Here is a 14,075-nt window from a genome sequence, read left to right as displayed (position 1 = left end):
TTTATTTCTTTTGATTGACCTGCGCCAACATACGGTCCGCTTCCACGCGCCAGTCGGTGCTGCGGGCGAATTCAGGCGTGCCTTTGGTTCCGAACACACCGCTGTCGGCCAGATCGGCCACCCAGGCCTGGCGCTCGGCGGTTCCCGACGCCGACCAGGGCGTCAGACCGGCATCACGCACGGTCTCGGCAACTTCGCGCACTTCCTCGCTGCGGCGTCGGCCGTGCTCGATGACGCGTTGAAAGAAATAGGCCGCCTGTTTTTCCCAGCCGATGCCGGGGAAGGTCTCGTACAGGGACGCCACCACCGCGTCTTCCACGCCGTAGTGGCGGGCTGTGGTGAAGCTCTCGATCACCATGGCTTCCAATCCCTTGATCATGACGCTGCGGCACATCTTGGTGGCACTGGCCACGCCGAGTGTGTCGCTGGCCACCTTGCTGGCGAAGCCCAGCGTGTTGAGCAGCGTGCATAAGGCATTGGCGTGCGCTCCCCCCAGCAGCAGCGGCACCTTGATGCGGTACGGCGGGATGCTGGTCATGACGGCGCCTTCCACATAACGGCCACCAGCTGCGTCGATCAAGGCGGCAGCACGCTGCTTGGCGCCGGGAGACGCCGAGTTGAAGTCAAGGAAGAAGCTGCCTGGCTGAACCGAACCGGCGCAGGCCTCTGCCACCCGCACGGTCTGGCTGGCCGTGACCGCGCTGATGATCAGGTCAGCGCCCGCAGCCAGTTCACCGCTGGAGCCGAGAAAACCCACACCATGCTGTGCCGCGTGGGTCTGCAGGGGCCCGGCGGTGGACGCGTTGACCAACTTGAGGTCATAGGCACTGACGGCCATGCCCTGGGCGCGCAGGTCTTCGGCCAGGATGCGGCCCACCTCGCCATAACCGACCAGTCCGACGCGCCATTGTTTGGGGTTTGTTTTCATCGTTTTTTCTGTCAACATGAAGCATGGTTTCATTGCGAGCGCAGCGCGGCAATCCAGGACTCAGGCAACCATGGATTGCCACGGCACCAAGCGCCTCGCAATGACGGCGAACTTCAAATTAGTCAATGTATTTCAGACCAGCTTTTTCCAGGCCTTCACGCATCTTGTAGTAGTCCAGCCCGAGCACGCCTGAGGCAAAGATGGCACGCTTGGCACCTTCGTTGGCCTCACGCGCCTCGGCCGCATCGGCGACCTGTTGCGCGAACGCGGCGGGCACCACCACCACACCGTCGATGTCGGCAATCACCACATCACCCGGGTTGACCTGGGCGCCCGCGCACACCACGGGCACGTTGACCGAGCCCAGCGTGGCCTTGATGGTTCCTTTTGCGTGGATGGCCTTGCTGAACACGGGAAAGTCCATCTCGGTCAGATCTTTCACATCGCGCACGCCGCCGTCAATGACCAGGCCGACCGCGCCACGCGCCTTGAACGACGTCGCCAGCAGGTCACCAAAAAAGCCGTCGGCATTGTCGGTGGTGCAGGCCGCAACCACCACGTCGCCGGGCTGCAATTGCTCGGCGGCCACGTGCATCATCCAGTTGTCCCCCGGCTGCAGCAGCACAGTGACGGCGGTACCGCAAATTTTGGCCTCGTTGTAAATCGGACGCAGGTAGGGTTTCATGAGGCCGACACGGCCCATGGCCTCGTGGATGGTGGCAACGCCAAAGCGCGAGAGCTTTTCTACCGTTGCTTTGTCGGCGCGGGTGATTGTGCGTTTAACAATGCCTAGATTATTCATTTCGCTTCCGTTCCTTTCAAAAGAGTGTCGAGACGCGGGAAAACCCGCCGGGCGTTGCCCTCATAAATCTGCTGGCGGTCGGCAGCACTCAGGATATTGCTGGCTTCGATGTAGCGCTTGGTGTCGTCGTAGTAGTGACCGGTCTCGGGGTCGATACCGCGCACCGCACCGATCATTTCACTGGCGAACAGCACGTTCTTGACGGGAATCACGGTGTTGAGCAGATCGATGCCCGGCTGGTGGTAGACGCAGGTGTCGAAGAAGATGTTGTTGAGCAGATGCTCTGACAACAGTGGTTTTTTCAGCTCCTGCGCCAGGCCACGGAAACGGCCCCAGTGGTAGGGCACGGCGCCGCCGCCATGCGGGATCAAAAACTTGAGCGTCGGAAAATCCTTGAACAAATCGCTGGTCAGGCACTGCATGAAAGCCGTGGTGTCGGCATTCAGGTAATGCGCGCCGGTGGTGTGGAAGCAGGCGTTGCAGCTGGTGCTGACGTGAATCATGGCGGGAATGTCGTACTCCACCATCTTCTCGTAGATCGGGTACCAGGCCTTGTCGCTCAAAGGCGGCGAGGTCCAGTGGCCGCCGCTGGGATCGGGGTTGAGGTTGATGCCGACGTTGCCGTATTCACGCACGCACTTTTCCAGTTCGGGGATGCAGGTGGCCGGGTCAACACCCGGGCTTTGCGGCAGCATCGCCACCGGCACAAAGTGATCGGGGAAAAGCTGGCTGACGCGGTAACAGAGTTCATTGCAGATGGCCGCCCAGGTGCTCGATACTTGGAAATCGCCGATGTGGTGCGCCATGAAGCTGGCGCGCGGGCTGAACAGCGTGAGGTCGGAACCGCGCTCGCGCATGAGGCGCAACTGGTTGCTCTCGATCGACTCGCGCAGTTCATCGTCGCTGATGTGCAGGTCAGAGGCTTTGGGCATCAGGGCAGGATCCTTGATGCCAGCAATTTGCTGGTTGCGCCAGGTTTCCAGCGCCTTGGGCGCGGTGGTGTAGTGGCCGTGGCAGTCGATTATCATGGTAATGCTTTCTAAAAATCAGGGGTGAATCAAGCCCGGGGGTCGGCGAAGTCGAGTGGTAGCGGGTCTTTCAACTCGCCGATGCCTGTCCTGGCCAGATCCTGGCAGGCACCATGACCTCGCCACGCATGATCAGGCGCGCGGTGCGCAGCAGGGCCGCCCGGGTCACTTTTTGCGGGTCTTTCGGGTCCAGCCCCAAGGCCACACTGAATTCGCCGGTGGGGTGCTCGACCGAGACGGTCGGCGCATTGCCCGGCGGCATCACGGCCACGCCGTCGCAGACCGAGCCCTTGAGCACACACGCGGTGCCCACCGTGACCGCGGCCAGCACACCAATGGCGTCATGGCACACATGGGGAATAAAACTGCGGGTGCTGATGCTGCCACCGGCGCGCGGCGCTGCGATCAGCGTCATTTTTGGGTAGTTTTTTTGTGACACATCGCCCAGGCCCATCCTGAGCGAAATCTGCAGCCGCAGCGCTTCCAGGCGGCGCTTCAAGTCGTCGTCGGCATTGAGCTCGGCCACCGTCTCGTAGCCGGTACGGCCCAGGTCAGTGGCTTCGATGAGCACCAGCGGCATGCCGTTGTCAATACAGGTCACATCGATCGTGAACGGCACAAAACCGTCACCGGTGACCGTGATACGGTCACGCACCTGCCCGGTGGGCAGCAAGCCGGAGCACACCGAGCCGGCCGTATCCAGAAAATTGATGGTCACCGGCGCAGCGGTGCCGGGCACGCCGTCAATGCGGGCGTCGCCACCGTAATTCACGCGGCCGCCCTGCGTGACCACCGTGATGTCGCACTGCATGCCGGTGTTAAGTGTGAGCACGCGTGCTGTCGTGGTGTCACCCTGCACGGGTACGAGGCCGCGCTCGATGGCAAAGGGCAGCACCGCCGCCAGCATGTTGCCGCAGTTGGGCGTGGTGTCCACCGTGTTGCGCTCGGGCTGCAACTGGGCAAACAAGAAATCCACCGCGACGCCGGGCGTCTGGCTGGGGCTGACGATGCCGACCTTGCTGGTCAGCGGATGCGCGCCACCGAGCCCGTCGATCTGGCGCCGATCGGGCGAGCCCATCACCGCCAGCAACACCCGGTCCCGCGTGGCCACGTCAGCGGGCAAATCCGAGGCCAGAAAGAATGGCCCGCGTGAGGTTCCGCCGCGCATGAAATAACAGGGAATGGGAATTTGCATGGGCCGGATTTTGGCCGCATCCACCGGTCTTCAAAAGCCAAAAAGGCCACTAGCAGATATAACAACTTGGCATAATTGGCAGCTTGTTATGGTTAACCCTTAGACCCGCAATACAGACAATTCACCACCTGCAGCCATGGACCTGAAACAACTCGAATACTTTGTGTGCGTGGCCGAGCTCGGCAGTTTTACCCGGGCCGCCATCGCCCTCGACATCGCGCAACCCGCGCTCAGCCGCCAGGTGCGCCTGCTGGAAGTGGAGCTGCGGCAAACCCTGCTGACGCGCAACGGCCGCGGCGCCCTACCCACCGAGGCCGGCAAACTGTTGCTGGCGCACGGCCGCGGCATCCTGCACCAGGTGGCGCGAGCACGTGAAGAGCTGGGCCGGGTGCGCGGTTCGCTGGCGGGCAGAGTCGCCGTGGGCCTGCCCACCAGCCTGGCGCGGGTGCTGACCGTGCCCTTGATCCGTGCCCATCAGTCCGAGTTGCCCGATGCCAGCCTGGCCATCAGCGAAGGTTTGTCGGTGCCCATGCAGGAGTCGCTGATCGCCGGGCGGCTCGACATTGCGGTGCTCTACAACGCCCAACCCAGCGCCGACATCGACATCACCCCGCTGCTGGAAGAAGACCTGCTGCTGGTGCAACGGCGACCGCCCGGCTTGGCCGAAGACCCGGCTCCAGGCCCCATCACCCTGCGCGAACTGGCCAAATTGCCACTGGTGATCCCGACCCGGCCCAACGCCATCCGCATGCAGGTGGAGTCTGAACTGGCCAACCTGGGTTGCCGCCTGAACATGGCACTGGAAATTGATGGGGTTTCGGCCATTCTGGATCTGGTGGCGGACGGGGCCGGCAGCGCCGTGTTGTCACGTAACGCCGTGGCCAGCTCGATCCGGCCGTCGGCGTTTTGCGTGCGCACCATCACAGCCCCGGTGCTGCGCACCAAAATTTGCATGGCCACCAGCGCCCTGCGGCCCAGCACACTGACACAGCAGGCCACGCTGGCGCTGCTGCAGCGCACGGTAGAGCAAGTGTTCAAGTGCTAACTTTCACGTTAATCCGAATGGCACTTACTTAAGCCTCACAACCTTGAAGTCACGGGCGTAAGCATTTGAATTTGAAGAAAAAAGGAGGTGGCTGACCAAGGGATTGATAGGATGGTTGTTACGAAGCTTCCAAACCATCTTTCGAAAGGCCAGCCACCATGAATCGTAATGCACGAAGCGCTTTGCATCAACGTCGAAGCAGGATCGGACGCCGGGCACGGGCAACCCCGGCGGTGGAGTTCTTCAACGTGCTGACCAGCCCGGAATTGCTGGCGACAACCGAAGCGCTGCTGCCTGAGCATCGCGAGCGGCTCTATCCGCCCACGGTTGCGCTGTCCATGTTCATGCGTCAGGTGCTGGAGGCCGATGGCTCGTGCCAGAAGGCGGTCAACGGCTGGGCAGCGCAACGCGCAGCCGATGGTCTGAGCCCGTGCAGCGTTCGCACCGGCGGATACTGCCGGGCGCGCCAGCGCCTGCCGCTGGAGATGGTCAGTACGCTCACGCGCGAAACAGGGCGCTTGCTCAGCCAGAAGGCGCTGGCGCCATGGCTGTGGCGCGGGCGTTCGGTCAAACTGGTCGATGGCACCGGGATCTCGATGCCCGATACTCCGGAGAACCAAGCCTTGTATCCCCAGCCCAACACCCAGGCGCCCGGAGTGGGTTTTCCTCTGGCGCGACTTGTCATGGTGATTTGCCTGGCCAGCGGCGCGGCGCTTGATATGGCGGTAGGACCCCACAGCGGCAAGGGCAGCGGCGAACTCGGACTGGTGCGCGGCCTGCTCGAAGGCTTCTCCCCAGGCGATGTGATGCTGGCCGATGCCCTGTACTGCAATTATTTCTTGATCGCCACTCTGATGGCCACAGGCGTGGATGTGTTGTTCGAGCAAAACGGCTCGCGTATCACCGACTTTCGCCGTGGCCAGTCGCTGGGCACGCGCGATCACTTGGTGCACTGGCCCAAGCCTGCGGCGCGCCCAGAGTGGATGACGCCCGAGCAGTACGCTCACTTCCCCGACGAACTCATGGTCCGTGAAGTCAAAGTCGCCCACCAGGTGCTGGTCACCACGATGCTCGATCATCGCAAGGTCAGCAAGGACGATCTCTCGGCGCTGTATGCGCGTCGCTGGAACGTCGAGCTTGACCTGCGCAACCTCAAGACCACCACGGGCATGGATGTGCTGAGCTGCCAGACGCCGCAGATGAACGAGAAACAGCTGTGGGTCCATCTACTGGCCTACAACGTGATCCGGCTGCTCATGGCGCAGGCCGCCTGCAATGCCGGTGTCGACCCGCGCGAGCTGAGCTTCAAGCACACGGTGCAATTGTGGACCGAGTGGGTCTCGCGCGGTCTGTCGGCAGCGAAGGATGGCGGGCGGCTGTTCACATTGATCGCCCAGTGCAGAGTGGGCAATCGATCCGGACGTATCGAGCCGCGAATGCGAAAGCGACGACCCAAACCCTACTCATGGTTAAAGGTCCCGCGTGCCCATGCTCGCCGGAAAATCAAGATGCATGGTCACGACTGGGATCCAAAGTAAGTGCCATTCCGCTTAAGCCTTGCGCCACAAGGGGTTGCAGGAGTGCCAGATCGTCGGCATGCCAGACGGTGCTGGCGGCACTGATGCGAACCACTACCCGGGCGCGCTGGGCCGGCGTCATCTTTGAAGATGCTTGCACCAGTTGCGCCTGTGCATCTTCCTTGGCATCGAGCCCCACCGCATCTTCCAGGTCGATGATGACCGCATCGGCACCAGAAACCAGTGCTTTGGCAAAGCGCTCGCTCCGGTTGGGGTCACCGGCCTGGAACGGCCCGTAGGGTAGATGCTGGCGTGCGCAGCGGCGGTACGCGGCGGCGGGGCGGCACCATCAAAGGCGTAATACATCGGCTAACTCATCCACTCCGCCAGGGCTTCGAGCATCGACACGTCAATATGGCTGCCCCGCCCGGTCTTGGCGCGCAACAGCAGGGCCGAGAGGATCCTGCTGTAAGCGTACATGCCAGCGGGGCAATATCGGCCACCGTTTGGAGCCGTGCGCAACGCCCGCCCTACAATTTGCGCAGCGCAACTCTTGCACGCTGCGCAACCGGTCACGATCGCTGGAATAGGCACTTGCCGCCTGGAAGTGGCACCGCTGGCCAGTACATTGGCCAGACTCTCGCACTGCTGCAAGATGTGAAACACGTCGCCATGACAAGGCTTGTCCTCCCAAACAATCTTCTGTCCGGCGCGCAGTCCAGTACACTGGTCAGCCACCGTATAGTCGGGATTGAAGCCTTGATCACGGGCGTACAGCAGATGGATGGCCCAGGTGTCGGCATCACGGTGTTCCTCCAACCCTACACAGTAAATTCATGAAGCCAGATGTCGAAATGCTATTGAAACGCTCGGGCTCCTTCCGTAAATTTGGAGACGACGCGCGAGTCAGGCAGTGCAGTTTCCGCAAAGGGAGCTTTGGCATTTTCAAACCGGTCGACCTTAATTGCGCATGCGTTGCTGGTAACGGCAGCGTATGGCCCTGCGCCTACCGTCCACGCTGCCGCCCCATATCCCAACTAACCGATGACCCACGCACCACAGCAGCCACTTGCCTCCCCAGCCACTGCTCAACTACCGGCCGCCATGGCACAAGGCTGAAACCTATGCCGTCGTCCAGCATCGCGAAACGGCCGCTGGCGAGTTGGACTGAGCGGCGGTAGACGCCGTCTGCGCGCCCACCATCACGTAGCGGACGGTGAATTAACCCAGTCTCATTTTGAATCGCTTTGCCCACCTCGGTCAGTTCCCGATCCCGCAAAGTGGACAACAGGTTGCGCGCTAAAACCACACGCGAGCCGCGCCGCTCGGCCAAACCTTGCTCCATGAGGAAACCCATCCTGTCCTGCAAGGCATCACGCACCTGGGCACCAAAGCCCAGCGGCGACAGCTCCATGGCATCGCCCGCCATTTTTTGGTCCAACCATGTCGCGCCCTGAACGCGCACTTGATGCTCGATGGATAGGTGCGAACGCAGTTCGACGGTAATCCTCGCAGCCCGCTGTACATCATGGGCCTGAGCGCGCGACGAAAAGTCAGCTGGTACGCGCCACACACCATCAGCCATACGCTCCACGACCCTGGATCGGCGCAGTGCTTCGAGCCGACGCACGTGAACATCTACCGAAGTTTGTGGGTCTGTTGCGCCTTCCTGCCGGAACAGTGCAAGGTGATCAACGGTACGGTAAAGACCCTCACGCACGATACCCGCGATGTTGCGGTCCACCGCTCGTTCTCCTCCAGTGACTTTCACTTCCACAATGCCACCCACCGGCAGTTCGGCCAGGTCAACACCAACCGGCAGGCGAACATAATGCGCGCGGCCATCAATGCCATCCACCACCAGATAGCCCCGGTCATTGAGCTTATCGGCCAGGCCCTTGGCGGTGATGCGACCGATGATGGGTGTTGCTGGCTCAGTTTCCAGTACAAAGTCCCGTTGCTGCCCCTTCAGCGCCTTGTGCATCGTGCGCAGGATATCGCCGCGCTCGCCCATGGTGGTCAGTGTCTGTTCCATGTTTGAGGATAGTCGCCATTGGTTCGCGTCGATGCGCCCGGCCAGTTCCATCGCCTCCAACCGCTGCAACCGAGCACGAAGAAGGGTCTGGCGCTGTCGATCATTGGGTTGCTGGGTCAGGTCCACAATATCCACGGTGGCCTGTCTCTGTAGCGCCCGGTCCAGACTCGTCAGCCGCTCCTGCTCAACCTCCCGCAACAAACCCTGCCGGATATCCAGCTCGGTACGCGGCCCCAGCCATTCGGTCGCCAGCTCGCTGGCCCGCATGCGCATGCCGTGCGCCATGTAGTCCGGCGCAATTACCAGGTCCTGGCCCTTTCCCCGGCCCTCCCCAGCGCGCCCGCGCAGCACAATGTGCGTGTGCGGGTTGTCCGTATCCCAGTGATCGACGGCCACCCAATCCAGCTGAGTTTCCAGGTCGGTGGCCATGCGCTGCATGAACTCTCGCGTGTAACCGCGCAGGTCTTCCAGCTCCCCGGCATCCTCCACCGAGACAATGAAGCGGAACTGATGGCGGTCCCCTTTACCGCGTTCCTCGAATGCCTTAAGGTCAGCGGTGTCCGTCTCCAGCCCGTAGGCCTGGCCGCGTTGCCCGTCGCGGGTTACGCCGTCACGCTCGATGTAACGCAAGTGCGTTGAAGCAGATTTAGCCCCAGCCTTCTTCAACACCACATAGCGGGACTTGATGACCACGCGTCGGGCGGTAACCGCCAGCGTTTGCCCCGCCCTTCCGGCTGCAACGCGCCCCCGACCGAACGTCGATGCAGGCCGGGCACCACCCAAGCCAGAAGCCTTCGCACCGGACTTCGAGACCTGCTTCAACACCTGCGAGACGAAGCGCTGCGCACGTTGTCCATTGCCTGCGCCGGAATCGCCCTTGGGCGCTCCCGACTTGACTCTGAAACGGTCATCGTCACGTGAGACCATGGCACAAGCTCCCGCGCAATGCAGCGAATCGCATCCAAGACGGCACGCGGCCAACCCTGATGCCCTGCGGGTTTGCGCTCCTTCGCGGCACACCGGCTGCAAGCCGCCGTGCCGCGTCAACCCCACGTGCAGACTGGTGTTGCGGCCGGGTGCGTGCCGGCCCTTTTATCTTGCCCTCTGTCTTCACCGGTCCCTGACGCCTTCGACTTCCTGCCCGGTTCCGAATCCACGCCAGCCGCATGCGATGCTTGCAGCGCTGCCAAACAGGCAGCGCTGCAGCCCGAGCTGCACGCTGGCGGCAAAGCATCTGCACGACAGAAGATATGTTCATGGCGTGCTCCACGTCCAAATCGGCCGCGCAACGCCAATCACATCCGATGCACGGATGGGGCCGACGTAACGACTGTCGAACGATGCCGGATTGGTATTGCTCAAGAGAAAGAGTTCACCGTGCGCCAGGCGTCGGCACTGCTGCCAGGCCGGTAGCGAACGGCCGCGTCCATCAACATGCATCATGACGGCTACCGTCAAGTCGTCGATGCGTACCGATGCGCCATCAACGCACACCCGTTGTGGTGCCACAGCACCAATGCGCTTGAGCAATGGGATGCCAGCTGGCAGGTAACCGCGCTGCGCCGCCAGCGCTGCAACCGGTGCCGGAAGTCGGGCCAGCACGATGCTGCCAACGTGCAGCGAGTCTGCAGGCCCGATGCGGTACCAGCCGCGCGGCACGCTGTCGCTGGGGTTGTAGACCAGGCGCACGCGGTTGGGGATCGCAAGCGGCATCAGCAGTGCCACCAGGCCGATGTCCATGCAGAGAATCACCGCAGCCCGCTTCATTGCAGCGCTCCGCGCGCCATGCGCGCCGCATGTCGCTCGAAGGTGTATTCTGGCAGCGGCTCGCGTGCAGCCAGCCGGTTGCCAACCGTGCGCCAGTACGTCACCGCCACGGTACACGGATCGATACCCAACTGCTCAATAGCGTCAGTCACTGCAAGCACGGCCTTGACCTGCAGTTCACCTTCGGCAAGCAGCAGGATGCGCGCGCCTGGCACAACACCCGCGACGCGCTGTCCGCCGTCGAGTGGCATGGGTGCCTGCAGCACCATCAACTGCCAAAGTGCTGTGCCGTAATCATTAGCAATCCACTTCACGCGGCAGCAAACCGCGCCAGGTTCGAACACCGCGACGCGCCGCCAGCGGTTCAGTACGGTCTCGCGCACCGGCTTGCCGAAGCGCAGCCACACATTCACCCGCAGCTCGACGAAGGCAAGGGAAACCTGCATAGGTACGGGTCTATGCGCCGGCAATTCAGGACGCATCGTCTGTACCACTGCCTGCATGTTTGGTTGCATCATGACGTGCCCTCCTGAAACTCGCGCTCCAGCAGTTCACGCAACATCTCGACGGCCGTAACGCCGCGCTGAAACGCGACGACCTTGATGCGTCCGCGCATCACCGGTGTGACATCGATGGTGAGCCGTGCGGTGTAGATCGATGCCTTTGCGGTTGCAATCACTGCATCGACCTGCTGCACCCAGGCAGATGCTGGATCGGCACCGGGCCTGCGGCCAATTGGTGCCCGCCGCTGCGAATTGGACGGCTGTGGTTTGGTCATCCCAACACCTCCCGCACCGCCTGCGTCAGCGCCGCGATCTCGCGCGCGGCTGCGCAATTTGGTGCCACTTCAAACGCCAGCCGACCAGCAGCCACACTGTCGGCAAACACAATGCGCTGGGAGACTTCCACCACCAATGCGGGAAACGGTTGGTCGGCCAGCGCGGCACGCGCCTCGCGCCCGATAACCGTACCCACCACGCGCCGGTTGATCACAAAGGCCGCGCGCAGTTGCGGCCGAAACACCCGCGCCTCGGTGATCAGCTGCACCATCTCATGGCTGGCCCACACGTCATATGCACTGGGTTGGACTGGAATCAGCACCAGGTCCGCGGCCAGCAGCGCGGAGCGCGCGAGTGCCGCGACCCGAGGTGGTCCATCAATCACCACGAAATCCGCCTGCAAGGCGATTTGCGGCGCTTCCTGGTGCAAGGATGTTGGCGCCGACCGAAAACTGAGCCACTTTTGAGGGTAGTGCCGACCCAAAACTGAGCCAGGTGAACAACTTAATCTGCTGCTTTTTTGTGCAGCAGAGGACAAGGAGTGATCACCATGGACATGATTGGCAGGATCCGGCATTTGTATGCCCGCAAGAACAAATCGGAGCGCGAGATATCGCGCATGACAGGGCTATCGCGCAACACGGTGGCGAAGTGGCTGCACGGCGAGGTGGACGGCCCACCGAGGTACCGCCGCAGCGAACAGCCCAACAAACTGACGGCGTTTCATGACGCGCTCATGCTGGCCTTGAAGGCCGATGCACGGCGGCCCAAACACGAGCGGCGCACGGCCAAGGCGCTGTACGCCGAGATCAGGCAAGCGGGCTACGAAGGGGGTTACACGCGGGTGACCGACTTCATCCGGGCGTGGCGCCAGAGCGAGGGTCAGGGGGCGGCCGTCAATGCCTTCGTGCCGCTGGCCTTCGAGCTGGGAGAGGCTTTCCAGTTCGACTGGAGCGAGGAAGGCATGGTGATCGGCGGCATCTACTACCGGGTGCAGGTCTCGCATATGAAGCTGTGTGCTTCGCGGGCCTTCTGGCTGGTGGCGTACCCCAGCCAGGGTCACGAGATGCTGTTCGATGCCCACACCCGATCGTTCGCCGCGCTGGGCGGCGTGGCACGCCGGGGCATCTACGACAACATGAAGACCGCTGTAGACAAGGTCAAGAAGGGCAAGGGACGCATCGTCAACGAGCGCTTTGCCACCATGTGCGCGCACTACCTCTATGACCCGGACTTCTGCAACGTGGCCAGCGGCTGGGAGAAAGGGGTGGTGGAGAAGAACGTGCAGGACAGCCGCCGACGCATCTGGATCGACGCGGCGCAGATCAAGTTCGGCAGCTTCACCGAACTCAACGCCTGGCTGGGCCAGCGCTGCCGCGCGTTGTGGGACGAGGTACGCCACCCCGAGCACAAGCAGTTCAGCGTGTCGGAGATGCTCGAACACGAGCGGGCGCACCTCATGCCCATGCCGCTGCCCTTCGACGGCTACGTCGAGAAACCCGCGCGGGTTTCCAGCACCTGCCTGGTGTCTGTGGCGCGCAACCGGTATTCGGTGCCGTGCGAACGCGTGGGCCAGATGGTGAGCACGCGGCTGTACCCGGGCCGCGTGGTCATCGTGGCCGATGATGAGGTCATCGCCCGCCACGAACGTCTGAGCAACGCGGGCGAGACCCGGTACGACTGGCAGCACTACATCCCGCTGCTGCAGAGAAAGCCCGGGGCGCTGAGAAACGGAGCGCCCTTTGCGGACATGCCCGAGCCACTGCAGCGGCTGCGCCGCGGGCTATTGCGTAACCCGGGAGGCGACCGGGTGATGGCGCAAGTGCTGGCGATTGTGCTTGGCGCCGGTCTGGACGCGGTGCTGGTGGCCATCGAGCTGGCGCTGGAGAGCGGTGCGCCAGGCAAGGTGAGCGTGGAGCATGTGGTCAACGTGCTGAGCCGGCTCAACGCGCAGCCGGCACCTCCCACGGCGGCCACACGGCTGAAGGTGACAACGCCACCGCTGGCAAACACGGCCCGCTACGACAGCCTTCGGGCCGACACCGCGGACAGTGCCGTGGGCGCCACCACCGAAGGAGCCCGCCATGAAGACTGATGTGCTGGTCGAACTCAAGGCGCTGCGCCTGCACGGCATGGCCGGTGCCTGGGCTGATCTGGTCGAGCAAGGCGGTGGCGATGGCGGCGGCCTGGGCATCGAGACCTCGCGCTGGCTGATCGAGCACCTGCTGCAGGCCGAGGGCACGGACCGGGCGATGCGCTCGATCAGCCACCAGATGCACGCGGCGAAGTTCCCGGTGCACCGGGACATGGCGGGCTTTGACTTCTCGGTCTCGCCGGTGGACCGAAAGCTCGTCACCACGCTGGCCGGCACTGCCTTTACCGACGAGGCGCACAACGTGGTGCTGGTGGGCGGCCCGGGCACGGGCAAGACCCATCTGGCCACTGCCATCGGCGTCTCGGGCATCACCCGCCATGGCAAGCGGGTGCGGTTCTACTCCACGGTCGATCTGGTTAACGCACTGGAGCAGGAGAAGGCGCAGGGCAAGGCCGGTCGCATCGCCACCAGCTTGCTGCGCATGGACCTGATCATCCTGGACGAGCTGGGTTATCTGCCGTTCAGCCAGGCCGGCGGGGCGCTGCTGTTCCACCTGCTGAGCAAGCTGTACGAACACACCAGCGTGATGATCACGACCAACCTGGACTTCGCCGAATGGTCCAGCGTGTTCGGCGACGCGAAGATGACCACCGCGCTGCTGGACCGTCTCACGCACCACTGCCACATCGTGGAGACGGGCAACGAGTCGATCCGGTTCAGCCGCAGCACGGCCGCTGCGAAGAAGCGGATCAAGGCCCGGGAACAGGACCGAAAGAGTGCCTCAACGCAGGCTGAGCCCGACCCATTCTGAGCAGGCACCGCGCAGGGCAAGCCGCTACGGGCTACGCCCTTCGCGGCTTGCCCAGCGCCTTCAACACATCAGC

The 14,075-nt window shown here is 63.0% G+C and carries 12 protein-coding genes and 2 pseudogenes; 4 read left to right on the top strand and 10 right to left on the bottom strand.

Annotated elements, in window-relative coordinates; translation table 11 throughout:
• Position 1 precedes the first annotated feature (1 nt).
• The 4 genes from CBP34_RS05075 to CBP34_RS05060 all read right to left on the bottom strand — a co-directional run bounded on the left by CBP34_RS05075 (position 2) and on the right by CBP34_RS05060 (position 3,953).
• A complete protein-coding gene (locus tag CBP34_RS05075) occupies positions 2-928 on the bottom strand; it encodes an NAD(P)-dependent oxidoreductase (RefSeq protein ID WP_086913976.1) in 927 nt (308 codons plus the stop codon).
• A 118-nt stretch (positions 929-1,046) separates the two neighbouring features.
• Positions 1,047-1,730: a 4-carboxy-4-hydroxy-2-oxoadipate aldolase/oxaloacetate decarboxylase gene (gene ligK, locus CBP34_RS05070; RefSeq protein WP_086911697.1), complete on the bottom strand. Its 684-nt coding sequence runs from the start codon at positions 1,728-1,730 to the stop codon at positions 1,047-1,049.
• The gene (locus tag CBP34_RS05065; protein ID WP_086911696.1) at positions 1,727-2,758 is read right to left on the bottom strand and encodes an amidohydrolase family protein; all 1,032 of its coding nucleotides are present in this window, start codon (positions 2,756-2,758) and stop codon (positions 1,727-1,729) included. The genes ligK and CBP34_RS05065 overlap by 4 nt, the downstream gene beginning before the upstream one ends.
• Before the next feature lie 70 nt (positions 2,759-2,828).
• Positions 2,829-3,953, bottom strand: coding sequence for a 4-oxalomesaconate tautomerase (locus tag CBP34_RS05060; protein WP_086913975.1), 1,125 nt, complete (start codon positions 3,951-3,953; stop codon positions 2,829-2,831).
• Between the two features lie 136 nt (positions 3,954-4,089).
• Between CBP34_RS05060 and CBP34_RS05055 the strand changes: the two genes are divergently transcribed.
• Entirely contained in the window at positions 4,090-4,998 is a 909-nt protein-coding gene (locus tag CBP34_RS05055) for a LysR substrate-binding domain-containing protein (protein ID WP_086911695.1), read from the top strand.
• A gap of 158 nt (positions 4,999-5,156) precedes the next feature.
• Positions 5,157-6,536 carry an IS4 family transposase gene (locus tag CBP34_RS05050; RefSeq protein ID WP_086911694.1) on the top strand — a complete coding sequence of 460 codons (1,380 nt, stop codon included), beginning with the start codon at positions 5,157-5,159 and terminating at the stop codon, positions 6,534-6,536.
• A 73-nt stretch (positions 6,537-6,609) separates the two neighbouring features.
• Here CBP34_RS05050 and CBP34_RS20405 read toward each other — a convergent pair.
• From CBP34_RS20405 to CBP34_RS05015, 6 genes and pseudogenes are all read right to left on the bottom strand, one after another.
• A pseudogene (locus tag CBP34_RS20405) lies at positions 6,610-7,001 on the bottom strand (aldolase/citrate lyase family protein); the annotation flags it as partial.
• A gap of 520 nt (positions 7,002-7,521) precedes the next feature.
• Entirely contained in the window at positions 7,522-9,477 is a 1,956-nt protein-coding gene (locus CBP34_RS05035) for a relaxase/mobilization nuclease and DUF3363 domain-containing protein (protein ID WP_086911693.1), read from the bottom strand.
• Between the two features lie 327 nt (positions 9,478-9,804).
• Positions 9,805-10,317 carry a S26 family signal peptidase gene (locus CBP34_RS05030; RefSeq protein ID WP_086911692.1) on the bottom strand — a complete coding sequence of 171 codons (513 nt, stop codon included), beginning with the start codon at positions 10,315-10,317 and terminating at the stop codon, positions 9,805-9,807.
• Positions 10,314-10,820: a DUF2840 domain-containing protein gene (locus CBP34_RS05025; protein WP_086913973.1), complete on the bottom strand. Its 507-nt coding sequence runs from the start codon at positions 10,818-10,820 to the stop codon at positions 10,314-10,316. The genes CBP34_RS05030 and CBP34_RS05025 overlap by 4 nt, the downstream gene beginning before the upstream one ends.
• Before the next feature lie 11 nt (positions 10,821-10,831).
• A complete protein-coding gene (locus CBP34_RS05020) occupies positions 10,832-11,095 on the bottom strand; it encodes a chromosome partitioning protein ParB (RefSeq protein ID WP_086911691.1) in 264 nt (87 codons plus the stop codon).
• Positions 11,092-11,532, bottom strand: a pseudogene (locus tag CBP34_RS05015) (AAA family ATPase); the annotation flags it as partial. The gene CBP34_RS05020 and the pseudogene CBP34_RS05015, both read right to left, overlap by 4 nt.
• 114 nt (positions 11,533-11,646) lie before the next feature.
• Here CBP34_RS05015 and istA point away from each other — a divergent pair.
• Both istA and istB read left to right on the top strand, forming a co-directional pair.
• Positions 11,647-13,191 (top strand): IS21 family transposase, encoded by a 1,545-nt coding sequence (gene istA / locus CBP34_RS05010; RefSeq protein ID WP_087748263.1) that lies wholly within the window; start codon positions 11,647-11,649, stop codon positions 13,189-13,191.
• Positions 13,181-14,002 carry an IS21-like element helper ATPase IstB gene (gene istB / locus CBP34_RS05005; RefSeq protein ID WP_087745763.1) on the top strand — a complete coding sequence of 274 codons (822 nt, stop codon included), beginning with the start codon at positions 13,181-13,183 and terminating at the stop codon, positions 14,000-14,002. The genes istA and istB overlap by 11 nt, the downstream gene beginning before the upstream one ends.
• The last annotated feature ends 73 nt before the right edge of the window (positions 14,003-14,075 follow it).

It is taken from the genome of Acidovorax carolinensis (assembly GCF_002157145.1).
Taxonomy (GTDB): domain Bacteria; phylum Pseudomonadota; class Gammaproteobacteria; order Burkholderiales; family Burkholderiaceae_C; genus Acidovorax; species Acidovorax carolinensis.
The sequence above is the reverse complement of the archived record's forward strand: the minus strand, read 5'-3'. Positions and strand labels throughout refer to the sequence as shown.